This window comes from Sorangium sp. So ce1153, from assembly GCF_051521595.1.
Taxonomy (GTDB): Bacteria; Myxococcota_A; Polyangia; order Polyangiales; family Polyangiaceae; genus Sorangium.
The window spans coordinates 10,345,438-10,371,392 of sequence record NZ_CP150361.1; the positions used below are offsets into that span (position 1 = coordinate 10,345,438).

Sequence of the window (25,955 nt, forward strand, 5' to 3'; positions counted from 1 at the left end):
GCGATCGAGGGCTCGGCCGACGACGCGCCTCAGGGAACGACCTGGTCCGACTACGATCGGAATCCCGCGAGGACCGACGCAATGAGCCCGGCAGCGCGCAGGCCGGACAGGCGGATGGCGCCATTTGGGCCGCCGTGATATCGCACGTGGCGCATCGTCACCGTGGAAACCGTGGAAACGACGCGCACCGCCCCGACCTTGCCCTCCATCGAGGGCGCTTCCTGCCCGATCGGGCCGGGTGAGGTGCTGGCAGGTCGTTATGCGGTCGAGCACCTGGTCGGCGACGTCTCCTGCGGAGAGCTCGAAGCTACTGGCTCAGGTGCTCGATGGTAACCACGCCATGGCCGCTCGGCGTGCACACGCCTTCCCCACCCGCGGGGTTGGCGCCGCTGTTCAAGGAGCCGCCGCCGCCGCCCACACGGCCACCGCCACCTCCCGAGTAACCGCCGCCGCCGCCGCCGCCATAGCAGCCGTTGCCGGCGCCGCCGCCGCCATACCCTCCGTGAGCCAACCCGCCGCAGGACTTTCCAACCCCACCCTTGCCAGCCATGATCCCCGCCGAGAATGCGAAGCCGCCTTCCCCGTAAGCTCCGTCGGAGGCGCCGTTGCCTAGCCAGCCACCGCCGGCGGATCCGTAGGATGCGATCCTGGTACCACCGAGGCCGTTGGCGCCGCCCGCGATGAAACCGGACGTATAGCTGGAGCTCACCGAGCCACTCACACCGGCCGTGCTGACGCTTCCGTTGCGACCATTGACCAGCGCGCCGGAGCGGACCCCGCCGCCCCCGCCGGCGATGACCAGGGGGGAGCCGTTCAATGTAACGAACGTCCCGCCGCCGCCGCCGCCGCTGTAGGGGGCAGAGGTCCCCTTCTGGCCGACGAGGATCGCGACGTTATCACCGGCCGACAGCGTGAAGTCTCCGGCGATCTGGGCGCCGCAGCCACCAGAGACGTTTGTTGCCTGCGAGGCGCTGGCGCCGCGGGCTCCGACTGCCGTGATACGATAAACGCCGCTCTCCTGCACCGTCCACGATTGCAGCGCAGGCGGTCCCGTCGGCCCCTCGTACGATACGCCGTCCACCGTGTTGGTGAACTTGAGCTTTCCCTTCAGCACCGTGAACGGCGAGAAGCTCCGCGTCATGCCGCAGACCTGGACCACGCTAATCGGATTGTCTGGATCGCTGTAATCTATGCCGCAGCTCGACTCATCGTCGCAACCGCACGCCGCAAGATCATCGATGCAATTCATCGCTGACCTGTCCGCTCCCGGTGGAGGCTCAAGCACCTCCCACGCGCTCGTCGTCTCATCATAATGACCAAGGGAGAGGAATTCGGTCGGCTCGGGACCCAAGAACTGCCTCTTCACGCACACCTTCACCAACCGGTCGTCTGGACCATCCGGATAGCTGGCCGTGGTCTTGATGTCGTAGTAGATAGGGTTACATCCGACATCTGCGGCGACATCCCCATTCTCGCAGAACGCCTGGAATCCCTCCGGCGGCTCGGGACCGAAGGGGGTCTCGGTCACGGTGGTGACGCCAGGCGACGTCACCTGAGGGAACTCCAGGCTAACCGTGAGCGCGGTGCCCTCGATCGGCTTGATCAATACCTTTGGGTGAGAGGGATCCGCGCTCGGCAGTGTGGGCGCCGGTGTTCCGAACCTGACGTCCTGGGTGCTGAGCTGTGTCACGGAGTCATTGACCGTGGCGTACGCTCTCATCGTATAGGTGCCCGGTTCGGCGACCATGGTCAAGGCGGGCATATTGCTCTGAGTCGAGGAGCCATACGCTCGGAACCATCGATGATATTTCAGCGAGCCGTCGCCGTTGAATTCGTTCCGGTAGGCATCGATGTACGGGCTGTCCAGGGGAGTCGATGAACCTCTGACGGAAAAGTAGGCGTTGCTCTTGACCAGCGTCACGTCCTCGGCGCCGAGGTTCTCCACTGTACCCGGGGCGACTGAGATCGGCGGGGCGCCGCTGTCATTGTAGCGATAACGGTAGTATTGAACGTTGAGCGGGAGCTGTGGGTCGGACGAGTCGTAGAGGCCGAACCTCAGGAGGTAGCGTCTCCATAGTCCGCTCGGGAGTAAATGTTCGAATTGACCATCGATTGGTGCGAAGTGCTCGGCCGACGTCTCGATACCCGGGCTCGGATCCTGACGCAGGAGCTGCGTATGTACCCAGGAGAGATCAGCGTCGGAGAAGAGACCGCTCACGTTCAGGGTCACCTGGCCCGTGCCCAACGTCTCGACGAAATCCTGGGTGCTCGTCGAGCCGGCGGTGATGATGACACGGTGCGACCTGGTCTCGGAGTACTGGGATGCGAAGCTGCTCCGCAGGTACACGTCGTACTGGCCAGGCGAAAGATCGAGCGTGTAGTGGCCATCAGGAGGTACCTGCAGCCAGCCGTTGGTTCCCTGGGTCGGCGTGTTGTTGACGCCCCGGAAATACAAAATTTGACTGTTGATGCCGCCCCCGGGGGTGACGGCGATGAGCCCCTCCAGCGTTCCCGTGCTGGTGAGATCGATCGGCCAGATCACGCTCGCCGGCTCCGCTTGCAGATTGACCGTCTGCATACCGAGGGGACGCGTGACCTGGGTCGTCCCATCTGCAGCGACCAAGTCGACCGAGCCGTACACGCTGACGCCATCCCGGGGAACCATCACATTCCAGCTCGTAACGGACGACGGCCGCGGGCTGGCGAGGTGTTGATAGGTCCTCGCGAAGTAAGACTCGGCGCCAGCACCTGCGGATGCATACACGAAGTAACGAGAGATCGTACCTCCAGTCACACTGATCGTGAAGTTGAGGCGGCGGGTGCTCGGATATTGCCAGTCGACCGTGGTCGGCCCGCTCGCATTGTCGATAAACACCGACGCCGACCGGCTGATCCGCAGGGATGTCGACTCAGCGGTAGGATTGCTGAAGTACGCCTCGACGCCAGGGTTATAATTGTGGCCGCTCTCCACGGTCAGCGAATACGGGCTCGTCGTGACTGACTCCCACGCCTCCAATCCGTCGGAGGAAGAGGCGCGCACGGTGGCGCTCGTGAGCGTCTCGGCGCTGAACGACAGCTTGCCCGTCATCTCCGCGGGATTGAGGATCAACACGGTCGACGCGACGGCACCGCCTGCGATGACCAAGCTCGCGATGAAGACCGCGCCGCCCGCTACCCACACCAGCGATTTCTTCGATCGCACACGCATAGTTCGCTCCTGGTCTCTCCATATCGGCGCAGGCGAGCTGACGCTCGGCCCGCAGAATTGGCCCTGTATCTCTGCGCTGGCGAATACGGTGAGGCTCTCCCGCACAGCGTGCGCGAGGTTCGCCGTGGTCGTTCACGGGCCGCCTCAAAAATCGGCTGACTTCAACTGTCGAGCCGCGCTGCAAAGTAAGCCCGAGCTCGGCGGGTCGATATACCACTTTTGTGGTATGCTGCCGGAGGGCATCGGAAGGTCTGACGTGACCCTCGCCGTTGCCCGTGACCGCACGCGGGGCGGTGGTCCCGGCGATTGCCGGTGTCCCGAATGCTGGCGACGGCGCGGCTCGTGTCAGCTATCCGCGTGTGTCGCAAAGGCATGTGACCATGACCCAGAACATCTACGACGATCCCGGATTCTTCGAGGCCTACAGCCAGCTCCGCCGGTCCGTCGAGGGACTCGACGGCGCACCGGAGTGGCCGGCCCTGCGGGCCCTCGTGCCCGACCTGACGGGCCTGCGCGTGGTGGACCTCGGCTGCGGCTTCGGCTGGTTCTGCCGGTGGGCGCGACAGCACGGAGCGGCCCGTGTGCTCGGCGTGGACGTGTCCGAGCGCATGCTGCAGCGGGCCATGTCAGAGGCCTCGGACGAAGTCATCGCCTATACGCAGGCAGACCTGGAGCGCCTGGACCTGCCGGAGGCGGCGTTCGACTTCGCCTACAGCTCCCTCGCCCTGCACTACATCGATAACCTGGGCGGGCTGCTCGCGGCCGTACACCGCGCCCTGACGCCGGGAGCGCGCCTGGTCTTCTCGGTCGAGCACCCGATCTACACGGCGCCGAGCCGCCCCGGCTGGCGCGTCGACGCGGACGGGCGCAGGACCTGGCCGGTCGACGGCTATCTCGTCGAAGGCCCGCGCACGACGAACTGGCTGGCCGAGGGCGTGGTGAAGCAGCACCGCACCCTGGGCGCCACGCTCAACGCGCTCCTCCGCGCAGGCTTCGCCGTCTCGCACGTCGAGGAATGGGGCCCGACCGACGCGCAGATCGCCGCCCGGCCGGAGCTCGCGGAGGAGCGCGAGCGGCCGATGTTCCTGCTGGTGGCCGCCCAGCGCTAGCGCGCCCGCCCTCGGGCCTTCGCGACGTCGCTCCAGGCCCCGCTCGGCGTTCGCGTCAGTCCCCCCCGCCCCCCACCTCGCGCCAGCGGATCTCCACCCGCTTCGCGCCGAGCTGGGTCGCGAGCGCCGTGATCTGCCGCTCGGCCTGCGCCTTCGCGCGCGCCATCACGTTCCCCTCGAGCGCGGCCTTCTCGATCGCGGCCGTCGCCTCCTTCCGCGCCCGCGACTCGAGCTGCTCGTTGCGCCGCGCGAGCAGGCTCGTCGACCGCGTGTAGACGTACGTCTCCTCCTCGTCGAGCCGCGTCGAGAACACCTCCGGCGCCGGCAACGTGAGCCGGGCGACGCCGGTCTCCGGGTCCATCGCGATGTCGTCCTCGCCGAGCCGCGCGAGGTCGACGCCGATCGTGACGTGGCCGACCGCGACGAGCAGGAGGGCGTCGGTGGCCTGCACCAGACCGAAGAGGCGGCTCTGCCGGTCGGCCAGATCCACGACCTTCTCGACGTGCACCTCCGTCGTCTCGAGCCGCGCCAGATCGCGGATCGCGATCACGAGCGCGGGGGACGGCCGCGCGACCACGGTGTCCGGAGGCGCGGGGGCGCGGAGGCGCGGCGCCACCACGAGCGCGCCGAACCCGACCGACGCGAGCAGCGCGACGACGAGCAGCGCGATGCGCGCGGCGCGGCCCGCGCTGCTCGTCGTCGCGCGGGGGCGCGGCACGTGAACGGCGGCCGAAGCGTAAGGGTCGTGGAGCGGGCCTTCCATCAGGGCTACCTCCGAGGACCACGGGCGCGCTGCAAGCGCTCGCGGCAGCGCCGCTGGACGGAGACCAGCGAGCCGCGCGTCCTCCTGAAAGAGTTCTGAGAACAGGAAGGCCGGAAGGCGAGAAGAAATCAATCGCGGCGCGCCCGCTGGCGCGAAGCGACCTCACGCCGCCGGCAACGTGCACCGCGGCGCGACCGCCCTCGGGCCCGGGCTCGCCGACGAGAGCGCCCGCTCGAGCATCCAGTCGTCCATGTCGCCCTCGGCCGCCTGCTCCAGCGCGAGCCGCACGTCTCGGCTCGCGCAGCCCTCGGCCGCGATCCGCAGCCGCTCCACGGTCTGTCCGTCGCGCCACGCGGAGAGCGCGAGCGCTGCGCCGATCCGGAGCTCGGCCGGCGCCGCGCCGTCCTCGAGCACCGCGAGCGCCTGCTCCCGCGTGAGCTTCGCCGTGCGGTAGTCGGCGCCGGACTCGCTCACGAGCCGGCGCAGCGCCGCCCGCCAGGCCGTCGCAGGCAGGCCGCGGCGCTCCAGCAGCGCGCCCGCGCGACCCGCCTCGGGAGCGCCGCGCCCGCTCCGCTCGCGGAGCAGCGCGAGCAGGTGCTCGCGGCGCCGCTCCGCGAGCACCATGCTGAGCCCCGTCTCGCTCGGATCGCGCAGCAGCTGCGGCGGCACGAGGGTGAGCGGGAGCTCCTCGCCCCCCGCGAGCACGAGCTCGACCCCGAGCGCTGTCTCCTCGACCCGCTCGATGCAGCTGAAGGGGATGAAGCGCTCGCCCGCGTCGTCCCGGAGCGAGAGCCCGTCGCTGCCAGCCACCAGCACGCGGCGCGCCGAGCCCTCCCTGAGCAGCGCCGCGAGCACCCACGCCGCGGCGCCCGTGACGGCGCCGAGCGACAGCGCGACGTCCGCGTCCAGCACCGACCAGCAGATCAGCGACACGAGCGCCGCGACCCCGACGAACAGACGGCGCCGGAGCGGCGGCGGGACGTCGTCGTAGAGCCGCGCGCTCCACGTCCCCCGCGCCCGGCCGGCGGCGATCGCGCCGACCAGCCGCTCCGCGTCGCCCGGATCGTCGACGCGCACGCGGATGATGTCGCCGTCGTCCGTCCTCAAGGCGACCTCGCCGCCGGAGCTCGAGAGCCGCGCGCTCGTGAGCGAGGGGAGCGAGAACGATCTCCGATCGCCAGGACGCTCGATCCACAGCGCGCTGCTCACGCGGACGACCGCCGCGCCGGACGAGCCCACCGCCGCTGCCAGCCAGGCGAACGGCGCGTACAGCATGCACATCACGCAGACCAGCGCGAGCAGCGACCCGAGCAGCGCGAACGGCATCAGGACGCTCGTCGCGAGCGGTCCAGCGAGGGGCTCCACGAGCGAGGCGACCGAGAAAAGGACGAGGAGCCACGCGAGCGTCGAGGTCCACATCCGGCCGATGAACCGGGCGTCCGCATAGGGCTGGACGACCACCCCGCATCGCTTGAACACGCCGTCACTTCCAGCGGTTCCTGCCACCTCATCACGGTGAGGGCACCCGCCCGCAAGTTCAAGCACACAGCGCAATTTCAGCGCGGAAGGAACCCCGCGCCGTCGCGGCGGCGGCCGCCCTCAGTACGCGTCGGCCGGGGCGCGCGCGTCCGCGGGGAGCGTGAGCGGGAGCATCTCCACGGCCGCGTCCCCGCCGTCGAGCCACTGGTACCGCGCCAGGTTCGAGAGGACACGCCCGACATAGGTGCGCGTCTCGTCGTAGGGGATCCGCGCCACCCACACGTCGGTGTCCCTGTCGATGCTGCCCTCGAGCCAGTGCGACACGGCCTTCGGGCCCGCGTTGTACGCCGCCGTCGCGAGCGGCAAGCTGCCCGCGAACGTCCGGAGCAGCTTGCCGATGTAGAAGCCGCCGAGGCGCAGGTTGAGCGGCGCGCTCTTGAGCTGATCGAGCTCGAAGCCGAGCGACAGCTCGCTCGCCGCCTTCTTCGCCGTCGCCGGCATGAGCTGCATGAGCCCGACCGCGCTCGCGGGGCTCACCACGACGGGATCGAACGCGCTCTCCTGGCGCATGAGCGCGTGAACGAGGCCCTTCGGCAGCCCGTGCTGCGCCTCGAGCGCGCGCACCTCGCCGGCGTACGGCTCCGGGTAGACGCACTCCCACGTCCAGCGCTCGGCCTGCGAGGGCGCGCGCTGGAGCGCCGCGGCGGAGACCGCCCGCGTGCCCACCCGGTAGCGGCGCTTCGCGGACGAGAGCATGCCGTACATCCTGCAGAGCGCCTCGCTCTCCTGGCCCGCGTAGGGCGCGGTGACCTGGCGCTCGTTGTCGGCGAGGTGGGCCTCCGCGTCGCGATCGAGCCCCATCGAGGCGAGCAGCGCCGCGGCCGGCGGCAGCTTCACCTCCACGGGGCGGGCGTCCCGGAGCGACGCCGGGACGAGCAGCGGCGGCATGGGCGCGCCCACCGCCGCGAGGCGCGACCGCGCGAGCAGCGCGCCCCACGAGAGCGGCTGCTCCCGCATCACCTGCGTCCAGAGCCGCACCGCGCCGTCGCGGTCGCCGCCGCGCAGCGCCGCGAGCCCCGCGAGCTCGCGCAGCCGCGCCGCCTCCGCCGCGCCCGCGTCGCGCGCGAGCTGCTCGAGCGGCTGCCGCGCGCGCGCGGCGCTGCCGGTCGAGAGCATCGCGAGCGCCCGCTCGCGGAGCGCGTCGCCGCGGCGCTCGCTCTTCGGGTAGGCGTCGATGAACCGGCCGTACTGCGCGACAGCGTCCGCGTAGCGCCCGACCTGCACGAGCAGCCGCGCCGCGAGCAGGCTCGAGAGCTCTCCCCACCGGGTCTTCCGGAACCGGCGCGCGACCTGGAGGTGCCGCTCGATCGCCTCGCCCTCGCGCTGTAGCCGCGAGAGCGAGCGCGCGGCGAGGTGCAGCTGCTCCGCCTGGCGCGCCGACGGCGACGCCGCGACCTTGAGGAACGCCGCGGCCGCGCCCTCGTAGTCGCGCGCCTGGTACAGGGCCGCGGCCCGGCGGTGGTGGAGCTCCGACGCCGGCACGCCCGGCAGCGCGTCGAGCTCGGCGATCGCCTCGGCCGCGCTGCCCGCGGCGACCATGGCGTCGACCTTCTGGAGCCGATCCTGCGGCGAGAGCTGCCCCGGCATCGCGGCGAGGAGCGCCGCGGCGTCGCGCCCCTCGGCCGACGAAGGCGCGCTCTTCGCGAGCCACCGGAGATCCGCGAGCGCGAGCGCCGCCGCGGCAGCGCCCGCGCCGCCCTTCTCGCCGGAGCGCTCGGCCGCGTCGCGCACGCCGAGCAGGACGCGCGCCCGCGCCATCCGCGCCGCCGCCTCGTCGCGCGACCTGCGCGCGCGCTGCGCCGCCGCCACGGCCCGATCCGCGAGCGCGCGGGCCTGCTTGAGATCGCCGCCCTTCATCGCGGCGATCGCCGCGCGCGAGAGGCCCGGGGCGTCGCCGACGCCCTCGAAGTACGCCGCCGCGGCGAGGAACGGCCCCACCTCGAACGCCGCCTCGGCGCGGTAGCGCGCCACCTCGCGGGCGAGCAGCGGCAGCGCCTGCTCCAGGCCGTGGAGCAGCTCCACCGCCTTGCCGTGATCGCCGAGCTCGAACGCGACGCGCGCCCGCGCGTACTTCATCGCGGGCAGCGACCGCTGGTCCGCGGGCAGCGCGTCGAGCCGCTCCGCCGCCTCGGCCCAGCGCTCGAGCCGCACCGCCTCGACCCACGCGCCGTCCACCATGGACGGCGCGAGCGGCGCGAGCGGCGCCACGGCGGCGGCCACGCCGTTCAGGGCGAGCGGCACGGCCGGCGGCGCGGAGCGCGCGGTGCTCTGCGACGGCGGCGGCCCGGCCGCGTGGTGCTCTGCGCACGCGGCGAGCGAGAGGCCCAGGACACACGCCGCGGCCAGCCGGCGGCGCGCTACCCGTGAAGACGGCTTCGGTAACGACGGAGCCCGATTCATAGCCGACCCGGCGCGGTGTACGACCCGCCGGCAGCGCGCCGCGAGGAAACAGCCCCGCGGGGCGACGGCCACCGCGCGCAGGCCGCTCGCACCGCAGCGCTCGCGCTGCCGACCACTCTAGCTAGCAAGCTTCGATGCCGGGTCGCAAACAAAGTGGCGGGACGGACGCGATCCACTGCTTTCCGATCTCGACGTCCTCCTCAAACAGGAAGGCCGCCACCTCATCGAGCGAGCCGGCCCGGTTCGGCGGCGCACCGAGACGGAGCGCCGCGGCCTTGCCGAACGCGGCGACCACGGGGTGCGGCGAGCTCGCGAGGCGCAGGAGCTCCGGCACGAGCTCCGCCGCCCCGAGCACGCCCGCGAGGATGGCCGCCAGCGGCCGCGGGTCGGCGGGGCAGTCGTAGCTCCACGACAGCGCCGAGCGCAGCACCGCGATCGTCTCGGGCGCCGCCGCGCGCGTCGCCGCGGTGCGGTAGCCGCCCCCGGGGAGCGCGAGCTGCGCGGAGCCGCGGCTCGTCGCGCAGACGCCGTCCGCCACCTGCAGCAGCGCCGCGGCGATCGGCTCGGTCACGCCGTCGCCGAGCACGGTCTGCCCCTCGATGTCGCCGGCGACGGGCCGCTCCGCCTCCTGCGCGTAGCCCTCGAGGTTGGCGAGGAGCCGCTCCAGGTCCACGGCGCCCGCGGCGCGGCCGGCGAGCACGTCGCGCTCGGTGTGCACCGTCACGAGGCTCGACACGATGGCGGGCGTCCCGCCGCGCATCGTGTGGGAGACGTCCACGCTCACGCGCTTCACCGCGGGCCACCGCAGCACGCGCGGCTCCGTGTCCGGGTCGACGAGGATGCCCCAGGGGACGACCGCCATCGTCACCTCGCGCGCGCCGCGCTGGACCGGGAGGCGCTGCTCGGCGCGGGCGAGCGCGAGCACGCCGAGCGCGCTCCCCATGGCCATGAGCCCCAGCGAGAGCGTCTGGCTGCCGGCGCTCCAGACGGCCGCGGAGATGCCCGCGAGCCCCGCGGAGCTCGCCGCGGCGAGCGCGCCGGTCGAGCCGGGCTCCGGATGGAGGCACACGTAGCGGAAATCCGGCGGAGGCAGCTTGCGCAGCACGGTGACGACCCCGGAAGACGACTCTAGGCTGCCGCGCCCCCGCGCGCTACCGGGGGCGCGGAGGCCCGGGGGCGCGGGCGGCCGCGCGCTACCGGGGGCGCGGGGGCGGGGGCGGCCGCGCGCACGCGCGGGGCATGCCACGGCGCGTCGAAGGCGCGCCGGGGGCCGAACGTCGGTGCTGGGGGCGTTCCGCGGGCGCGCTGCGCGGTGATAGCTTCGCGAGCGGTGCTGCTCTCTCGCGTCCGCCTCGCCCATGTCGGCCCCTTCGATGACCTCTCGCTGTCCTTCGGGGACGCCACCGGAACGCCGCGCCGACTCGTGGTCCTCTTCGGCGGCGACGGTGTGGGCAAGACCTCGATCCTGTCGGCGATCGCGTCGACGCGGCCCGGGTACGCGGTCGCACAGCTGAGGTCGCGCGGTGAGGAGAGCGCGCCCCCGGTCGTGGTCACCGACTGGAGGCTCGGGACGGACGATCCGGCGCGCGCGCACCCGCTGCGCATCGCGAGCCCGAACGCGCGCCTCGACGAGCCCGAGGACGCGGCGCTCCTGCGTCGGCGGGAGCAGTCGCTGTTCGAGCGGCGCGCGGCGGAGGGCGGCTTCGTCCTCGTCGCGCTCTCGGGCGCGCGCTGGTTCTCCCGCACCTCGATCGTGCTGACGACGCCCGAGCGCAGCATCCTCCGCTACGACGTGCGCGCGGCCGCGAGCTTCGACGACGCGACGCGGACCGACCTGGCCCGCGAGACGAAGCAGGTGCTCTCGTTCGTCCCGGTCGCGGCCGCGCTCGCGCGCGGCAACGCGAAGGACAGGCCCGGCGCGCAGCCAGGCGGGCACGACGGGCGAAACGGGCACGACGGGCCAGGCCGACACGACGCGCCATCGAGCGCGCGCCCCGATGCGCACGCGGATGGGCGATCGGACGCGCAATCAGACGCGCAATCAGACGCGCAATCAGACGCGCAATCAGACGCGCAATCAGAAGCTCAGCCGGACGCGCAGCTCAACGTACGATCGCACGCGCAATCCGCCCGCCTCGACGCGCTCGATCGCGCGCTGAAGGAGGTGCTCTCGGCGCTGCTCGATGGCCACGGCGCCCGGTACGTGGGCGTCGATCCGCTCCGGCTCGAGCCGATCTTCGAGCGCGCGGACGGCCAGCGCGTCGACTTCGACGACCTCGGGCGAAGCGCGCGGCACACGATCGCGTTCGGCGCGCTGGCGCTCCGCGCGCTCGCGGCCGCGCACCCGAGCGGCGATCCGCGCCTCGCCGAGGGGGTGGTGCTGATCGACGACGTCGAGGCGCAGCAGCCGGTGCACCGCCAGCGCTCGCTCGCCGCGCGCCTGCGCGCGGCGCTGCCCAACGTGCAGTGGATCATCACGACCTCGTCGCCCGCGATCGCGCTCGGCTGCGAGCTCTCCGACGTGATCGCGCTCCGCCGCGAGCCCTCGTCGGGGCGCGTCGAGCTGCACGAGGGCCCGGACGCCGTGCTGCACTGAGCGGCGCGGCCCCGGGCTCACCCGTCCCGGCGGCGCGCGCCGCGCGCGTCAGGCGAGCGGCACGGCGAGGAGCACGACCTCCTTGCCGCGCACCTCGATCTTGTAGCGCATCGGCTTGCCGTGCTTCTGCCCGAGCTGTTGCTCGCTCGCCTTGAGGCGGGCGACGAACGCGTCGCGCGTGATGTGATCCACCGGGTCGCCGAGCGACTTCTTCGCGGCGATGTACTCGGCGAAGATGCGCGCGTAGTAGGCGTCCTCCGGCTCCTCGAAGAGCGCCTTGGCGTCCGCCGGGATCTCGTCGGCGGGCAGCGCGGCCATGCGCTCGTCGACCTCGAGGGCGTCCCGGAACGACGCCGACGTCGGGGCGCGCGACGGGCGCCCCTCGGCGTCGGTCTCGTCCTCCTGCACGCCGAGCAGCTGGTTCAGGAGCGAGTTCAGCCGGAACACGAGCCCGCCGAGCTCGGCGTGCTCGATCCCGAACCTCAGATCCGTGCGGCCGTTCATGATCGCGAGCAGGCCGTCCTCGATCTCGGAGACCGGCTGCGAGATGTACGCGTCGAGGAAGTAGGCGGCGAACACGACGAGCACGAGCCCGAGCGCCGTCACGCCGAGCAGCGGCCACAGGAGCGAGCTCGCGAGCCCAGGCGTCCGCAGCTGCGCGATGCTGAGGAGCACCGCCCGCCGCCCGTCGCCGTAGCCGTCGAGCGCGTGCCCGACGGCGCTGTACTCGCCGGACACCCCGCCGATGTCGACCATCCGCCCGGAGGTCAGCGCGTGCAGGGCGCTGTCCTTCGCCGGCGACGCCGTGAGCGTCGCGAGCAGCGGCGCGGGGGCGTCGCGCGACTTCGCCACCACGTCGAGCCCGTCGCCCGACTGCATCGCGACGACGAGGAGGCGCCCGCTCGTGCGCTCGCTCGCGTTCGTCAGCCGCTCGTCGTTCAGCGCGGTGCCCACCGCGACGGCGCCGATGATCTGCCCGGCGTCGCTGCGGATGGGCGCGTACGACGCGAGCAGTTGCTCGTTGCGCGCCCGGCTCACCCACACGTCCGAGCCGGTCACGCCCTGCTCGATGGCGAGCCTCAGCGACGGGTAGACGGCGCCGAGGTTGTCCCCGCGCATGAGCGCGGAGGCGTTCCGCCCGAGCACCACGCCCTTCGTGTCGACGAGGACCACGAGGGAGGGCGGGGTCCTGGCCAGCTCGGGCGAGGCGGCGACCGCCTCCCGGATGGCGTTGGCGGCGCTGGTGGCCGCCTCGGCGCGCGCCGGGGCGGTCCCGGCGTTGAACGGCTCGCGCAGCTTCGGGTCGCTCGCGTGGGAGGCGAGCCACCGCTCCAGCACGAGGCCGTCCACCTGGAGCTGCGCCATGGCGGCCGCGAGGGCGCGGGGCGCCTCGCCCGGGCTCGCGATCTCGCCGAGGGAGGCGCGCGCGAGGGCGTACGAGAGCCCTCCGACCATGAGGACAATCACGGCGAAGACTGCGATGATCTTTCCGCGCATCCTGCGTCTCCACTCCTTCTTGCCGGGGCTCAGGGCAAGCTACCATCCGCTGCGGCGCTGCTACAACTCTCCACCCAGCTCATGGTGCACTTGAATCAGCACTCCGAAGGCCCGCGCCTCTACGTCGTCGACGATGCGCTGTTCGAACAACACCGCGCGCGCGGCGCGCACCCCGAGCGCCCCGAGCGCCTCGAGGCCGCCCGCCGCGCGATCGAGCGCTGCGCCGCGTCCGGCCTCGCGCTGGAGCGCGTCGCGTCGCGCGACGCCGCCGAGGAAGAGCTCGCCCGGGTCCACGCCCCGCGGTACCTGGAGTCGCTGGGCCGGCTCAGCGGCCACTACGCGGCGCTTGACCCGGACACCTACGTCGTCCCGCGCTCGGTCGACGCGGCGAGGCGGGGCGCCGGCGCGGCGGTGGCGCTGGTCGACGCGGTGCTCGCGGGCCCCGGTCAGCTCGGGGTCGCGCTGCTCCGCCCGCCCGGCCACCACGCCACGCGCGAAGCGGGCATGGGCTTCTGCCTCCTGAACAACGTCGCCGTGGCGGCGAGGGCCGCCTTGAGCAGCGGGCTGTCGCGGGTGGCGGTGATCGACTTCGACGTGCACCACGGCAACGGCACGCAGGACATCTTCTGGGACGACCCGCGGGTGCTGTTCTGCTCGCTGCACCAGTGGCCGTTCTACCCTGGCACCGGCGCCGCGGAGGAGGTCGGCGGCGGTGAGGGCGCGGGCTACACGGTGAACGTGCCGCTGTCCGACGGGGCGACGGACGCGGTCTACGAGGCGGCGTTCGACGAGATCATCCTCCCGGTGCTCGACGAGTACGCGCCCGAGCTCATCCTTGTGTCGGCGGGGTTCGACGCGCACGAGCGCGACCCGATGGCGACGATGAAGCTGTCGCGCGCGGCCTACGCGGCGATGGGCCGCCGGCTCGCGGCGATGGCGACCGCGAAGGCGAAGGGGCGGCTCGCCTTCCTCCTGGAGGGCGGCTACGACCTGGCCGCGCTCGAGGGCTCGCTCACGGCGGCGCTGCTCGCGGCTTCCGGTCGGGAGGGCGCGGAGGAGCCGGGCGGCGCGCCCGGGCAGTCCGGCGCGCCGGGGCAATCGGCGCCGCCGCCGCGCGCGCCGGTCTCGACGCGCCACCGCGCGGACCTGGACCGGGCCCGCCGGGTCGCGCTGCGCCGCTGGGCGACGCTCTGAGCGAGGCGCCCGGCGCTGCGCCGCGGCCGGGGGAGTGAAGGAGGAGGCCGCGGGCGGGGGGGTTGCAGCAGACGGCCAAGGGGGGCGACCGCGGCGCGCGGCAAGGGGCGGCCGCGGCGCGGGTGTGAACGAGGCGGCCGAGGCGGCAGGCACGGGCGGGGGCGTGCAGGCCGCGGGACGCCGCGGCTGCCGGCGCCTCCCGGGGCGGGAGAAAACAAAAACAGCGACGCGACGGTGCGTTTACCCGATTGCACTCTGCGCGGAGCTGAGTATTCTGCCAGGCCTTCGCAGCCCACGGGCCGCGAAGAACGGTGGGTATAGCTCAGTTGGTAGAGCACTGGATTGTGGCTCCAGGTGTCGCGGGTTCAAATCCCGTTACTCACCCCAGGTAGAACGGCCCGACGCGGCGGCGCAGCGGGTAGAGCAAGTCGGCGGCCTACGCGGCCCACCGGCGGCGCGCCGCGCGCAACCTGATTTCTGCCGGGGCGCCGCTCATCCCCCCGGCCGGCGAACTCGCCGCTGCTACTTCGCCCAGAGCACCGAGAGGTCGAGCTCGATGGCGTCGAAGGGCTCGACGCGGACGTGCGCGGCGTCGCGGTGGACGACCGCGGGCCCCCAACGACGCTCCTGGCCGAGCACGTACACCTCGAGCGTCCGCGCGAGCGGGTCGACCAGCCACGCGTACCGCACGCCCTCGCGCGCGTAGATCGGCATCTTCTCGTCGCGGTCGAAGGACGCCGTCGACGGGCTCAGGACCTCGCAGACCCAGTCCGGGGCGAGCGCGAAGTAGGCCGTCTCGGGCAGCTCGGGCATGCGCTCACGGCGCCAGCCGGCGAGGTCGGGCACGAGCGCGTCGATCTCGCCCGGCGCGCCCGGGTCGGGGAAGTGCAGCTCCGGCTCGTCCAGGATGACCCAGCCCCCCGGGCCGCCGCGTCCACGTTGGAAGGGGCCGATGAGCTCGGCTCCCAGGCCCGACGACGTCCAGGCGTGCTTCGGTGCCGGCCGAGGGAACACGTGCAGCGTGCCGCGGACGAGCTCCGCCACCTTGTGCGGCGGGACGGCTTCGAGGTCGGCGTACGTGGCGCGGCGATGCTTCTCGGCGGGCTGCCCCATCGGGCGAAGCCTGCCCGGGGGCGGGCGGCGGGGCAAGGCGAGGAGGAGCACGCGCAGGGGGCGTCGGTCGAGGCGCTCATCGGCTCAGGGCTACGACCGCGCCTATCAACCCTCGTTGCCACCGAGCCTTGTGTCCGGAGCAGGCCGGATGGGCCATCGACTTGCAATGACTTGCGATCGGTGTGCATGGCACTGGCCAGCAATTGAAGCCGCCAAGCAAGTCGGCGTGATGCGCGGCCCACCGGCGGCGCGCCGCGCGCAGCCTGATTTCTGCCGGGGCGCCGCTCATCCCCCCGCCCGGCGAACTCGCCGCTGCTACTTCGCCCAGAGCACCGAGAGGTCGAGCTCGATGGCGTCGAAGGGCTCGACGCGGACGTGCGCGGCGTCGCGGTGGACGACCGCGGGCCCCCAGCGACGCTCCTGACCGAGCACGTACACCTCGAGCGTCCGCGCGAGCGGGTCGACCAGCCACGCGTACCGCACGCCCTCGCGCGCGTAGATCGGCATCTTCTCGTCGCGGTCGAAGGACGCCGTCGACGGGCTCAGGACCTCGCAGATCCAATCCGGGACGAGCGCGAAGTAGGCCGTCTCGGGCAGCTCGGGCATGCGCTCACGGCGCCAGCCGGCAAGGTCGGGCACGAGCGCGTCGACCTCGTCAGGTACGTCCGGGTCGGGGAAGTGCAGCTCGGGCTCTACCAGGATGCGCCATCCACCGGGTCCCCCGCGCCCACGACCGAACGCGCCAACGAGCTCGGTGGCCAGCTCGGTCTCTGCCTGTGCATGCCGCGGCGCCGGCCGGGGGAACACGTGCAGGGTGCCGCGGACGAGTTCCGCCACCTTGTGGGGCGGGACGGCTTCGAGGTCGGCGTACGTGGCGCGGCACTGCTTCTCGGCAGGCTGACCCATGGGCGAAGCCTGCCCGGGCGCGCGCGGCAAGGCAAGGCGGTGAGGGGCTTTACCGAGAGCACGGGCTCGCAACCCGCGGCTCCGACGATCAGCCGGACCCTGATGATCAACCCGACGCGCCAGCGGCTCCAGAGCCGCGCGCTGCGCCCTCTCCACGCTCCGCCTTCCTCGGCGAGCTCACGACAGCCTCCCCCTGCTCCCGGCCGACTCGCCTCCGAGCGCGACGCAGGCCACCGGTCCGAGCGCTCGACGCGAGGCGGGCAGCTCACCCACGAGCGCGCCCGCACGGCAAACCACGATGAGCGCGCCCGCACGGCACCTCGCGAGTCGCTCGATTCAATAAGTGCTCTTCTCGCGCGCCCCGGAGACACCGATTCCTGGATATCCATCCATCGCGGTGAGCCATTGCCCCATCCCCCGGAGACAGCAAGTCTTTTTTCTGTAACCGGTTTGCCACAGTGCCCGCGTAGCGTCGCGCCCATGAAAACCACTCTCCCTGGGAGCCGCGCGCTGGCCGCGCGCCTCATGTCTGCCGCCCTCCTCGCGCTCGGCGCGCCGGGGCTCGCGTCGTGCGCCGTCGCGCCGGGCGACGCCGCGGATGATGCCGAGTTGCCGGCCCCCGGCGACGTCGATGTCGTCCAGCCGCTCAAGCTGTCAGAGCGCGCCCGCGTGCCCGAGAAGGAGCCGGGGTTCGTCGCTGCAGAGCTCGGGGACCACGAGATCGTCATCACCCACGACGGCAGCCTGCCGCCGTTCGCCGCGGGCGACGTGCTCGGCGGCACGGCGGGCGGCGGCTACCTCGCCCGGGTCGTGAGGGTCCGCGCGCTCGACGACGCCCGGGTCGCGCTCGAGACGACGCCCGCCGACCTCACGGAGTTCCTCACCGAGGGGCACTTCCACGTCCACTACGACGCTCGCGAGTACGCGCGCGCCATCGACGAGCACCTCGCGCGCGCCCGCGAGCTCGGCGAGGAGGACGGCGAGCAGATCGCGAGCCAGGCAGAGGCCCTGAAGGTCTCGTCCGGCGCCTCGATGAAGCTCCTCGATCTCTCGTCGGCCTCCCTCCCCGCCTCGTGCGGGATCACCGCGCACGGCGCGGCGGCGCTCGACGTGACCGCCGAGCTCTCCCCGGCGCTCGACCTCGAGGTCCACGTCGGCCCGCGAGGCAAGCTCAACCCGGTGCCGGAGCTGAAGCAGCTCCGCTTCGTCGCGTCCGGCAAGCTCGACGTGAGCGCCAGGCTGGAGGGCGCCGGCACGGTCACGGGCAGCTGCACGGTCGACCTGCTCGAGCTCGCCGGCGGCGTCCCGAGCCTGCCGCTGCCGACGCTGACCTTCTGGGTGGGCCCCGTGCCCGTGGTCGTCACGACGGAGGTCGTGCCGCGAGCGCAGGCCGACCTGGCGCTTTCCTTCACGGCCGCCGAGGTCGCGGCCGAGGCCCAGACGACCGCCGAGCTCGAGGCCGGGGTCGACTACACGAACGAGACGTGGAGCACGATCTGGGAGCCCTCGTGCGCGGCCACGGGGACAGCCTCCGTCGGGGCGCCCGGCGCGATCACGGCGTCCGGCAAGGTGAGCGCCGGCGCGGAGCTCCGGGCGCGCCTGTACGGCATCCTCGGCCCGAACGTCGGAGTCCAGGCGTACGCGCGCGTCACGGCGGAGACCGCGCCGCCCTACTGCTCGTACGACGCGCGGGTCGACGGCGGCGTCCGCGCCTACGCCGAGGCGGAAGCGGGCGTGTCGGTCGGCCCGCTCCACCTGACGTTCAAGAAGCTCGACCTCGTCGATCTCGACCTCTTGCGCTTCGACGGCCCGCACACCTCGGGCAAGCTCCGCGACGCGCCCGAGTGCGACGCGGAGCCCTGATCGCGGCGCGTTCTCCGACGAGACGACAGGGAGGCCGACGAGGCGACAGGGAGGCGAGGCGCCTCGCCTCCCGCGCGCCCGAGGGCCTCAGCGGTCCGCGCACAGCACGTAATCGCAGGACGCCTCGGCCATGCACTCCTCGGTTCGTTCCACGAGGTCCTCTCCCTCCAGGCCGAGGCACGCCGTCTCACAGCTCGTCTGGCTGGGCGGCGGAGTCCCTTTCTCCTCCGCGCAGAGGATACGGTGCTTGCAGAGCTCACTGCACGCGTGCAAGTTCTCTTCGTCCCTGCACCCTGAGGCCCCTGCGGCGAAGAGGCCGAGCGCGGCGACGATGGCGATGAAGAGGGGGATCGATCGGAGTCCTGCGTTCTTCATGGGCAGCTCATCTCGGTTGTGGAACAGCGACCCTCCCCGGCCAGCGACCCGATGCCGACCGGCAGCCCGGGGCAGCGCGCGAGGAGACGAGCGCGGGAGCCGTCACGACACCAGCGCTTTGCATCAGGCCTGCAAGCCTCACCATGAGGCCACGCCCTCGCGCCCAGCATAGACGAATCCACAGGCGCCGCCCAAGGCCCGGCGGCCCGCGCCCGGCGGCGCGCGCCCGGCAGCCCGCGCCCGGCAGCCCCGCGCGACGGCCTCGTCTCGCCGTCGCCGTCGCCGCGATCGACCGCGCGCTGCGCGGATCACTACGCACCCGGCGCCGCTCCGGCGAGCGCGCCGCTGGCTGGCTCGATCCGCCAGGCGTGGTACATTGCGTCATGGGCGTCCTGACGCGCCCGCCGAGATCGACGCATGTCCGCCAAGGAATCCGATACCCTGCTCGTGGCCCATCCAGCCCAGCGGCTGGATCGCGAGAAGCCCGAGTCCACGCGGCTTCCGCTCGTGCTCGTGGTCGACGAGGACAGGAGCAGCTGGCAGGCGCTCGGCGTCCTCCTCTCGGAGCGATACCGCCTCGTCGTGTGCGCCTCGGCCCTCGACGCGGTCGCCGCCTTCACCGAGGACACCTGCGCGGTGATCATCGATGTGCGGATGTCCGGGCAGGACGGCTTCTGGGTCTGCGACCAGATCCGCAAGGTGCAGCCGGAAGTCCCGGTGATCTTCTATTCGGCTTACCAGGACGAGAAGGACTCGTTCGAGGTCATCAACGCGCACCGGCCGTTCGCCTACGTCGACAAGCACGGCGCCGCGCAGAAGCTCCTCGACGCGCTCGAGAAGGCGACGCGGATCTTCCAGAGCACCCTCCGCAGCAGGCGGATCATCGAGCGGCTGCAACGCCGCCGGCAGGAGGCTGTCTGATATCGCAGGAGGGCGAGGCCGGCTCGAGCGGCCATCCGGCATCGCCGACGCAGGAGGACGAAGCCCCCCACCCGACACCGCCGGCGCAGCAGGGCGGGGCGCGCTCCGGCGGCGACCGGCGCGATCTGTGGCGGACGCTCGTCCAGCTGGTGCTCAGCCTGGGCGCCCTCTTCGGGCTCATCGCGCTCGCGGCGCACCTCGCGCGCGACCAGCTCGACGCGCTCGGCCGCGGGTTCGTGCAGCGCTTCGGCCTCGCCGGGATGTTCGTCGGCACCTACCTCGCCGACGCGTTCTCGTTCCCCATCCCGCCGCAGTTCTACATGCTGACGGCGATCTCCTCGGGAGGCTCGCAGGTCGGGCCCATGATCGCGATCTCCGCGGCCTCGCTCCTCGCCGGCTGCACGGGGTACCGCCTCGCCGGCCACCTCGCGCGTTTCCGCATCTTCGCGGCGCGCCTCGCGCGGACGCGGCCCAAGATAGACCGGCTGTTCGAGCGCTACGGAATCTGGGCGATCGCGATCGGGAGCATCTCGCCCGTCCCCTTCTCGATGCTCTGCTACCTGTCGGGGCTCTACCGCATCCCGCCGCGGTACTTCTTCCCTCTGGTGCTGTTCCGGGTGCCCCGGCTGCTGCTCTTCTACGCGCTCATCCGGATGGGATGGAGCCAGTGACGCCGCCGGCGTGAGCCTACCGGGGGCTGTCCGCCTCCTCGGGGGACTGGTTCACCCGGACGCGCTCCAGGATCTGGTCGACCATGCCGAGGTCGATCCCGGAGCGCTCCACGACGTTCCTGGAGAACAGCCGAGTCGCCTCCTTCGCGAGCTCCTCGTCCGGGAGGAACGGCCGCGCGGGCGACCGCGGCGCCGGCAGCCCGATCTCCTTCTCCAGCTCGGAGATCGCCCGGATCATCTCCTGGTAGCAGGCGGAGGCGATCTGCACCGAGAACGGGAACACCTGGGCGTTGCCCCGGCCGGCGCGCACGGCGTGCAGCGTCGCGGCGACCTGCTCGGCGAACTGGCGGCTCCCGAACGCGTTGGCCATCTGCGCGTACATCGCGAGCGACTCCTGGTCCGCCGCGAGGTCTTCCTCCTTCATGCGCGGCGCGCCGGACGGCGGCGTCGAGGACCACCGGACCACCATCCGCCCATAGTCGTCGAGGGCGCGCCGCTGGAGGGTCAGTAGCTCCAAGAGCGCCTCTCGCCGCTGTCTTTGCACCTCCGCTCTCTCCTCGTGCTCGGCCCGGCGATCCCCGCTGAGCTCTGCCGATCTCCGCGCCAGGTAAGCGCCGATGAAGAGGGCGACGCCGTTGCTAACAGCGATGAAGAGCATCTCCAGAATCTTGGGATCCATGCTGGTTCTAAAGACTTCTAGCACGATCGCGCTGAACGCAGTGATATGCCGCACGACGCGAGGAAAACTTGGCCACCGCCCTCCTCCCGTGCAGGTGCGCCGCCATCCCACAGGCGGCCGCGGCGGCGCGTGGGGCAGGCCCGCTGGCGAGGCGAGCGCGCCTTCAGCGCACAGGCAGCGCCCAGCCGGCGCCCAGCCATCGAGAAGCGACCCGCGGGCGCGCCTCGCCGCTCCGGGCGCGCGGGCGGCCGTGATAGGATGTCGGCATGGCCGGTTCACCCGACGCCGGGGCGGGCCCGCACCTGGACGGGCTCGAAGGGACGCTGCGCGAGGCGCTGGAGAGGAGCCTCGCGGACCGGCTCTCGGGGCAGGCCGGCGCGGAGCTCAACCTGGACAACGCGTTCTGGGGCGCCCCCGCGCCGCGCGACCTCGGCGAGGCGCTCACCCGCCTCGGGCCGACGTGCGTCAACGTGGTTGTGCGCATCTTCGAGCGTCTCCGGGACATCGACCCTGCGCTCGGGCTGTGCAGACAGATCAGGTATCTGCGCAACGTGTGGTACGGTGGGAGCGCGGGATTCAAGGTGGTCTACGCGGAGCCGGCCGCGATGCGCGAGCGCCTCGACGCCCAGCTCGCGGGGGCGGGCGGCCGCCGCATGGCGCGCGACACGATCCTCGGGGGGATCGAGCACCAGCGGGGCGCGCTGTTCGGCGCGCTCCCGGGGAGCATGGCCTTGCTCCTCCGGGGCGGCGAGCCGCTCGACGCGGACACCTGGCGCGAGGTGCACCGGCCCGGTCACGAGGCGGTGCACGTCTGCGTGGGCAAGCGCGAGCCGCGGCTGGCGGAGCTCGACGACATCCATCTCGACTGGAAGTCCCCGGTGGTCGGCGTGAACGAGGCGAGTCGCCGCTGCCGGTATGGGCTCCTCATCAGCGTGGTGCACTGGACGCAGGCGAGGTTCGGTCTCGGCAAGCCGGTGTTTCCGCTCCAGAGCATCGATGAGAAGGTGGACGCCCTCTCCGCCCTCCCCGCGCGGCACGACGCGCCGGCGGGCTCGGGCGCGTTCGTCGCGCGCTGGCGCGACGCGCGGTGGACGCTGGCGATGCGGGGCAGCGACGGCGCGGAGGAGGCGCTGCGGTGGCTCCGCGAGTGCGATGAGCTCGCCCTGGCGCCGCGCGGGGACGGCTGAGGCGCCGTTGCGCGCCCCTTCGGCGCCCGCCCGGTCCACGCTATAGGCGGCCGCCATGCCCTACCCCGCCCCCGACGGCACCGAGCTGATCGAGCACCTCGGCACCGGCGCCACCTTCGACGTGGCGCTGGTGCGGCTCGGCGGACACCCGCCCGGCCCGGCGCTCGGGCCCACGCTGGTGTGCAAGCGCCTCGCCCCCGGCGCCCTCCACGAGCACGCCGGGCGGGCCGCCATGGTCCGCGAGGCGAAGGCGCTCGCCCTGGCCCGGCACCCCGCCCTGCCCGCCCTCGCGCGCGTCGGCGCCGATCGCCACGGCCCCTTCCTGCTCGAGAGCCGGCGCGAGGGCGCCTCGCTCCGCGACGTGCTCGACGGATGGCGCGGCCGCGGCCGGCCGCCGCCCGCCTCGCTCGTCGTCCACGTCGTCAGGGCCGCGATCGAGACCCTCGCCGAGCTCCAGGAGCTCGAGGACGCCGGCGGCCCGATCCGCTTCGTCCACGGCGACCTCGGCCCCGATCACGTGCTGCTCGGTCCGCTCGGCGACATCGGCCTCGTCGACCTCGGCGCCGCGCGCTTCCGCGGCATGGAGCCGGAGCTCGAGACAGCCGATCGGGGCACGCTCCCGTTCGTCGCCCCCGAGATCGCCCGCGGCGAGTCGCCGCCGACCCAGCGCGGCGACGTCTACGCGATGGCCGCCACCCTCGCCCACTTCGCCACCGGCGCGCAGCTGACACGCGCGCGAGAGCAGGCCGCGGTGCTGGTCGAGATCAGCGAGGCGGGCCTCTGCCTCGACGCGCTCGCGGCCGCGGACGCGCTCTCGCCGGGGCAGCGCCGCGCGCTCGCTGCCGCGCTCGACCGCGACCCGGCGCGCCGCGTCGGCAGCGCGCGCGCGCTGCTCGACGCGTTCGACGCAGCCTCCTCGCCCGGAGAGCCCGGCCCGGACGCGGCGCGCCCCGCTGGTCCCCCGAGCGCCAAAACCGTGGACGCACGCGGCGCGTGAGATAAGGCTCGACCGCATGAAGCCCCACGTAGGTCACGACAGGCTCGCCTTCGACACGCTCGCCATCCACGCCGGCCAGCCGCCGGATCCGACGAGCGGCGCGGTCATGACCCCGATCGTGCTCGCGAGCACCTTCGCGCAGGAGCGGCCGGGCGATCACAAGGGGTTCGAGTACTCGCGCAGCGGCAATCCCACCCGCAAGGCGCTCGAGGCGTGCCTCGCCACCCTCGAGGGAGGGCGCCACGGCTTCGCGTTCGGCAGCGGCTCCGCGGCGACCGCCACCCTGCTCCACACGCTCCGGCCCGGGGACCACGTGCTCTCGGGCGACGACGTCTACGGCGGCACATTCCGGCTCTTCGACAAGGTCATGCGGCCGATGGGCATCGCCTCGACCCAGGTCGACATGAGCGACCTCGACGTCGTCCGCAAGGCCCTCACCCCGGCCACGCGGATGATCTGGATCGAGACCCCGACGAACCCGATGCTCAAGATCTTCGACATCGCCGGGCTCGCCGAGATCGCGCGCGCGCACGGGGCGCTCCTCGTCGTCGACAACACCTTCGCCACGCCGGTGCTCCAGCGGCCGCTCGACCTCGGCGCCCACGTGGTGGCGCACTCGACGACGAAGTACCTGAACGGGCACTCGGACGTCGTCGGCGGGGCGCTCATCACGTCGGAGGACGCCCTCGCCGAGCGGATCGGGTTCCTGCAGAACGCGATCGGCGGCGTCCCGAGCCCGTTCGATTGCTACCTCGTGCTCCGCGGCATCAAGACGCTCGGCGTGCGCGTGCGCCAGCAGTGCGTGTCGGCCGCGCTCATCGCCGGGAGGCTCGCCGAGCATCCCGCCGTCCAGTCGGTGAACTACCCCGGCCTCCCCACGCACGCCGGCCACGCGCTCGCCGCGCGGCAGATGCTCGCGCCCGGGGCGATGATCTCGTTCGTCGTGCGGGGCGGCCTCCCCGTCGCCTCGCGGTTCCTCGAGCGGCTCGCGATCTTCGCCTGCGCCGAGAGCCTCGGCGGCGTCGAGTCGCTCGCCGAGCATCCGGCCATCATGACCCACGCCTCCGTGCCCGCGGCGGCGCGCGAGACGCTCGGCATCGCCGACGGCCTCGTCCGGCTCTCGGTCGGCCTGGAGGCGAGCGAGGACCTCTGGAACGACATCGCGCAGGCGTTCGACTGAAGCCCGCGCAGGCGCTCGGCTGAAGCCCGCGCAGGCGCTCGGCTGAAGCGCGCGCGGCGGCTTTCAGCGTCGTTGCACGCGCGCGCCGGACGCGGCCGCCGTTTGATCGCGGGCCCCCGAGTACGATAGAAGCGAGGTGCGGCCTCGGGGCCGCCATCTACCCACCGGAGCTCTCCATGCGACTCGCCCGCCTCGGCTTCGTGCCCGTGCTCGGCTTCCTCCCCCTGCTCGGCTTCGGCTGCAGCGACCCGGCGCCGCCTACCCCGCGCGGCGCCTACTCCGTGAACTTCGCCGACCCGGGCGCATCCTGCAACACGTCGGGGCACTCGGAGACCCTCGGCGAGGTGACCTCGGCCTCGAGGACCAAGGTGCTCACCGACGGCGAGGAAGGCGCCACCGTCGACTGCGTCGTGTCCGGCTCCGGCACCTTCAGCGTCTCGGCGAGGGCCAGGAACAGCGCCACGGCCACGGAGATCCGCGTCGACATCGACAGCATCAGCCCCTCGGCGACGGCGGAGATGCCCGCCACCGGCAGCATCAGCTTCTCCTCGGCGAGGACGGGCGGCGAGACCTTCGTCTCCGACCCGGAGGACCCGTGCCGGTTCTGGTTCGTCCCCGAGAGCGAGCAGGGCATCGACGCCGGGAAGATCTGGGTCGTCTTCGAGTGCACGTCGATGCTGAACGATGGCTACTCCTGCGAGCTCAGGAGGGGCGCCCTGGCCTTCGACAGCTGCGGGACCTGAGCAGCGCCGGCGGCTGAACGGGGCGCGCGGGGCACGTCACAGCGCGCTGACCGCGCGCGGGGCACGTCGACCGCGCGCCGGCTGCGTGCGGTCAGCGCGCCGCGTCAGCTCTTCTCGGAGCGCGAGGCCGACGCCGCGGGGACCGTCGATCGCTCCCCGCTGTTGACCTGCTGCGAGTCGGCGGGCGGGCCGATCGTCGCGCTGTTCGGGAGATCGGCCTCGTCCCGCTCGTCGATCCGGATCACGAGCGCCGTGATGTTGTCCTCGCCGCCGTTCTCGTTGGCCTTGGCGATGAGGCGGCGGCACATCTCCGGCACCTCCTCGGTCGAGCTCACGATGTGGAGGATCTGGTCGTCCGAGAGCATCCCGCTCAGGCCGTCGGAGCAGAGCAGGTACACGTCGCCGGGCTGCGGCTCGTCGCTGATCAGATCCACGGCGACGCTGTCGTTCATCCCGAGCGCGCGGGTGATGACGTTGCGCGGGAGCTCGGCCCGCTGCTCCTCGGTGAGCTCGGGCATCGCCATGATGTAGTCGTTGAACAGCGAGTGATCGCGCGTCAGCTGGCTGATCGAGCCCTTGCGGACGCGGTACGCGCGGCTGTCGCCGACGTGGCCGACGTAGATGCGGTTCTTCTTCTTCGAGAAGAGCGCCCCCACGACCGTCGTGCCCATCCCGGCGCAGTCCCGAGAGCGGATGCTGCGCTCGAAGATCTGGCGGTTGGCCACGCGGATGCCCGCCTGGAGCCGGTTCTCCTCCTCCGACAGGCTGGTGTCGAAGTGGAATGGCCAGGTGGCGTCCTCCCGCGACGTGGACCGGAAGAAGTCCGCGATCGACTCGGTCGCCAACCGGCTGGCTACGTCCCCCGCGCGATGACCCCCCATGCCGTCCGCGACGATGAACAGGTCATACTCCGACAGGACGGCGTAGCTGTCCTCGTTGTGGTCGCGTTGGAGACCAACGTCCGTCATTCCTGAAGCGATCGCTCGCATAACCTCGGGAATCCTTGAGACGGCT

The 25,955-nt window shown here is 72.5% G+C and carries 22 protein-coding genes and 1 tRNA gene; 11 read left to right on the forward strand and 12 right to left on the reverse strand.

The window, feature by feature from the left end:
* Positions 1-50: 50 nt before the first annotated feature.
* Positions 51-209: a hypothetical protein gene (locus WME85_RS37390; protein ID WP_437827853.1), complete on the reverse strand. Its 159-nt coding sequence runs from the start codon at positions 207-209 to the stop codon at positions 51-53.
* Positions 210-307: 98 nt separating this feature from the next.
* Positions 308-3,202, reverse strand: a complete 2,895-nt coding sequence (locus tag WME85_RS37395; RefSeq protein ID WP_437827854.1) for an endo-1,C4-beta-glucanase — start codon at positions 3,200-3,202, stop codon at positions 308-310.
* 386 nt (positions 3,203-3,588) lie between these two features.
* Here WME85_RS37395 and WME85_RS37400 point away from each other — a divergent pair, with 386 nt between their 5' ends.
* A complete protein-coding gene (locus WME85_RS37400) occupies positions 3,589-4,317 on the forward strand; it encodes a class I SAM-dependent methyltransferase (protein WP_437827855.1) in 729 nt (242 codons plus the stop codon).
* A 55-nt stretch (positions 4,318-4,372) separates the two neighbouring features.
* Here the strand turns inward: WME85_RS37400 and WME85_RS37405 are convergent, their stop codons facing one another.
* From WME85_RS37405 to WME85_RS37420, 4 genes are all read right to left on the reverse strand, one after another.
* Positions 4,373-5,080 carry a DUF4230 domain-containing protein gene (locus WME85_RS37405; protein WP_437827856.1) on the reverse strand — a complete coding sequence of 236 codons (708 nt, stop codon included), beginning with the start codon at positions 5,078-5,080 and terminating at the stop codon, positions 4,373-4,375.
* A 162-nt stretch (positions 5,081-5,242) separates the two neighbouring features.
* Positions 5,243-6,559: a hypothetical protein gene (locus WME85_RS37410; protein ID WP_437827857.1), complete on the reverse strand. Its 1,317-nt coding sequence runs from the start codon at positions 6,557-6,559 to the stop codon at positions 5,243-5,245.
* Between the two features lie 120 nt (positions 6,560-6,679).
* Positions 6,680-9,019: a transglycosylase SLT domain-containing protein gene (locus WME85_RS37415; RefSeq protein ID WP_437827858.1), complete on the reverse strand. Its 2,340-nt coding sequence runs from the start codon at positions 9,017-9,019 to the stop codon at positions 6,680-6,682.
* A 121-nt stretch (positions 9,020-9,140) separates the two neighbouring features.
* A complete protein-coding gene (locus WME85_RS37420; protein WP_437827859.1) occupies positions 9,141-10,124 on the reverse strand; it encodes a hypothetical protein in 984 nt (327 codons plus the stop codon).
* A 225-nt stretch (positions 10,125-10,349) separates the two neighbouring features.
* Between WME85_RS37420 and WME85_RS37425 the strand changes: the two genes are divergently transcribed.
* Positions 10,350-11,615 (forward strand): hypothetical protein, encoded by a 1,266-nt coding sequence (locus WME85_RS37425; RefSeq protein ID WP_437827860.1) that lies wholly within the window; start codon positions 10,350-10,352, stop codon positions 11,613-11,615.
* A 48-nt stretch (positions 11,616-11,663) separates the two neighbouring features.
* Here the strand turns inward: WME85_RS37425 and WME85_RS37430 are convergent, their stop codons facing one another.
* Positions 11,664-13,112, reverse strand: coding sequence for an MXAN_5187 C-terminal domain-containing protein (locus WME85_RS37430; protein WP_437827861.1), 1,449 nt, complete (start codon positions 13,110-13,112; stop codon positions 11,664-11,666).
* Between the two features lie 81 nt (positions 13,113-13,193).
* Between WME85_RS37430 and WME85_RS37435 the strand changes: the two genes are divergently transcribed.
* A complete protein-coding gene (locus WME85_RS37435) occupies positions 13,194-14,306 on the forward strand; it encodes a histone deacetylase family protein (RefSeq protein WP_437827862.1) in 1,113 nt (370 codons plus the stop codon).
* 311 nt (positions 14,307-14,617) lie between these two features.
* Positions 14,618-14,693, forward strand: a tRNA-His gene (locus WME85_RS37440).
* A gap of 135 nt (positions 14,694-14,828) precedes the next feature.
* Here WME85_RS37440 and WME85_RS37445 read toward each other — a convergent pair.
* Both WME85_RS37445 and WME85_RS37450 read right to left on the reverse strand, forming a co-directional pair.
* Complete coding sequence (locus tag WME85_RS37445; RefSeq protein WP_437827863.1) at positions 14,829-15,419, reverse strand: Uma2 family endonuclease; 591 nt, start codon at positions 15,417-15,419, stop codon at positions 14,829-14,831.
* A gap of 315 nt (positions 15,420-15,734) precedes the next feature.
* A complete protein-coding gene (locus WME85_RS37450; RefSeq protein ID WP_437827864.1) occupies positions 15,735-16,325 on the reverse strand; it encodes a Uma2 family endonuclease in 591 nt (196 codons plus the stop codon).
* Between the two features lie 480 nt (positions 16,326-16,805).
* On the opposite strand from WME85_RS37450, the gene WME85_RS37455 reads away from it, so the two are divergent.
* Positions 16,806-18,188, forward strand: coding sequence for a hypothetical protein (locus WME85_RS37455; RefSeq protein WP_437827865.1), 1,383 nt, complete (start codon positions 16,806-16,808; stop codon positions 18,186-18,188).
* An 87-nt stretch (positions 18,189-18,275) separates the two neighbouring features.
* Here the strand turns inward: WME85_RS37455 and WME85_RS37460 are convergent, their stop codons facing one another.
* Positions 18,276-18,563 carry a hypothetical protein gene (locus tag WME85_RS37460; protein ID WP_437303873.1) on the reverse strand — a complete coding sequence of 96 codons (288 nt, stop codon included), beginning with the start codon at positions 18,561-18,563 and terminating at the stop codon, positions 18,276-18,278.
* A 417-nt stretch (positions 18,564-18,980) separates the two neighbouring features.
* Here WME85_RS37460 and WME85_RS37465 point away from each other — a divergent pair, with 417 nt between their 5' ends.
* Both WME85_RS37465 and WME85_RS37470 read left to right on the forward strand, forming a co-directional pair.
* The gene (locus WME85_RS37465) at positions 18,981-19,484 is read left to right on the forward strand and encodes a response regulator (RefSeq protein WP_437303874.1); all 504 of its coding nucleotides are present in this window, start codon (positions 18,981-18,983) and stop codon (positions 19,482-19,484) included.
* Positions 19,485-19,633: 149 nt separating this feature from the next.
* Entirely contained in the window at positions 19,634-20,155 is a 522-nt protein-coding gene (locus tag WME85_RS37470) for a YqaA family protein (protein WP_437827866.1), read from the forward strand.
* Positions 20,156-20,171: 16 nt separating this feature from the next.
* Here the strand turns inward: WME85_RS37470 and WME85_RS37475 are convergent, their stop codons facing one another.
* The gene (locus tag WME85_RS37475) at positions 20,172-20,834 is read right to left on the reverse strand and encodes a hypothetical protein (protein WP_437827867.1); all 663 of its coding nucleotides are present in this window, start codon (positions 20,832-20,834) and stop codon (positions 20,172-20,174) included.
* Between the two features lie 266 nt (positions 20,835-21,100).
* On the opposite strand from WME85_RS37475, the gene WME85_RS37480 reads away from it, so the two are divergent.
* The 4 genes from WME85_RS37480 (at position 21,101) to WME85_RS37495 (ending at position 24,941) form a co-directional block, all read left to right on the forward strand.
* Positions 21,101-22,021: a hypothetical protein gene (locus tag WME85_RS37480; protein ID WP_437827868.1), complete on the forward strand. Its 921-nt coding sequence runs from the start codon at positions 21,101-21,103 to the stop codon at positions 22,019-22,021.
* A gap of 55 nt (positions 22,022-22,076) precedes the next feature.
* Entirely contained in the window at positions 22,077-23,018 is a 942-nt protein-coding gene (locus WME85_RS37485) for a protein kinase domain-containing protein (protein WP_437827869.1), read from the forward strand.
* Between the two features lie 16 nt (positions 23,019-23,034).
* Positions 23,035-24,198 carry a cystathionine gamma-synthase gene (locus WME85_RS37490; protein ID WP_437827870.1) on the forward strand — a complete coding sequence of 388 codons (1,164 nt, stop codon included), beginning with the start codon at positions 23,035-23,037 and terminating at the stop codon, positions 24,196-24,198.
* 176 nt (positions 24,199-24,374) lie between these two features.
* On the forward strand, positions 24,375-24,941 hold the full coding sequence (locus tag WME85_RS37495; RefSeq protein ID WP_437827871.1) for a hypothetical protein: 567 nt from the start codon (positions 24,375-24,377) through the stop codon (positions 24,939-24,941).
* A gap of 104 nt (positions 24,942-25,045) precedes the next feature.
* Here WME85_RS37495 and WME85_RS37500 read toward each other — a convergent pair whose 3' ends face one another.
* The gene (locus WME85_RS37500; protein WP_437827872.1) at positions 25,046-25,909 is read right to left on the reverse strand and encodes a Stp1/IreP family PP2C-type Ser/Thr phosphatase; all 864 of its coding nucleotides are present in this window, start codon (positions 25,907-25,909) and stop codon (positions 25,046-25,048) included.
* Positions 25,910-25,955 lie beyond the last annotated feature (46 nt).

What these genes read in the sequence shown, in the direction of transcription:
- WME85_RS37485 (WP_437827869.1), top strand. Translation starts at nt 22,077, where the DNA reads ATGCCCTACCCCGCCCCCGACGGCACCGAGCTGATCGAGCACCTCGGC.
- WME85_RS37405 (WP_437827856.1), bottom strand. Translation starts at nt 5,080, where the DNA reads ATGGAAGGCCCGCTCCACGACCCTTACGCTTCGGCCGCCGTTCACGTG.
- WME85_RS37495 (WP_437827871.1), top strand. Translation starts at nt 24,375, where the DNA reads ATGCGACTCGCCCGCCTCGGCTTCGTGCCCGTGCTCGGCTTCCTCCCC.
- WME85_RS37460 (WP_437303873.1), bottom strand. Translation starts at nt 18,563, where the DNA reads ATGAAGAACGCAGGACTCCGATCGATCCCCCTCTTCATCGCCATCGTC.
- WME85_RS37465 (WP_437303874.1), top strand. Translation starts at nt 18,981, where the DNA reads ATGTCCGCCAAGGAATCCGATACCCTGCTCGTGGCCCATCCAGCCCAG.
- WME85_RS37450 (WP_437827864.1), bottom strand. Translation starts at nt 16,325, where the DNA reads ATGGGTCAGCCTGCCGAGAAGCAGTGCCGCGCCACGTACGCCGACCTC.
- WME85_RS37480 (WP_437827868.1), top strand. Translation starts at nt 21,101, where the DNA reads ATGGCCGGTTCACCCGACGCCGGGGCGGGCCCGCACCTGGACGGGCTC.
- WME85_RS37455 (WP_437827865.1), top strand. Translation starts at nt 16,806, where the DNA reads ATGAAAACCACTCTCCCTGGGAGCCGCGCGCTGGCCGCGCGCCTCATG.
- WME85_RS37400 (WP_437827855.1), top strand. Translation starts at nt 3,589, where the DNA reads ATGACCCAGAACATCTACGACGATCCCGGATTCTTCGAGGCCTACAGC.
- WME85_RS37415 (WP_437827858.1), bottom strand. Translation starts at nt 9,019, where the DNA reads ATGAATCGGGCTCCGTCGTTACCGAAGCCGTCTTCACGGGTAGCGCGC.
- WME85_RS37435 (WP_437827862.1), top strand. Translation starts at nt 13,194, where the DNA reads ATGGTGCACTTGAATCAGCACTCCGAAGGCCCGCGCCTCTACGTCGTC.
- WME85_RS37430 (WP_437827861.1), bottom strand. Translation starts at nt 13,112, where the DNA reads ATGCGCGGAAAGATCATCGCAGTCTTCGCCGTGATTGTCCTCATGGTC.
- WME85_RS37445 (WP_437827863.1), bottom strand. Translation starts at nt 15,419, where the DNA reads ATGGGGCAGCCCGCCGAGAAGCATCGCCGCGCCACGTACGCCGACCTC.
- WME85_RS37490 (WP_437827870.1), top strand. Translation starts at nt 23,035, where the DNA reads ATGAAGCCCCACGTAGGTCACGACAGGCTCGCCTTCGACACGCTCGCC.
- WME85_RS37500 (WP_437827872.1), bottom strand. Translation starts at nt 25,909, where the DNA reads ATGACGGACGTTGGTCTCCAACGCGACCACAACGAGGACAGCTACGCC.
- WME85_RS37475 (WP_437827867.1), bottom strand. Translation starts at nt 20,834, where the DNA reads ATGGATCCCAAGATTCTGGAGATGCTCTTCATCGCTGTTAGCAACGGC.
- WME85_RS37390 (WP_437827853.1), bottom strand. Translation starts at nt 209, where the DNA reads ATGGAGGGCAAGGTCGGGGCGGTGCGCGTCGTTTCCACGGTTTCCACG.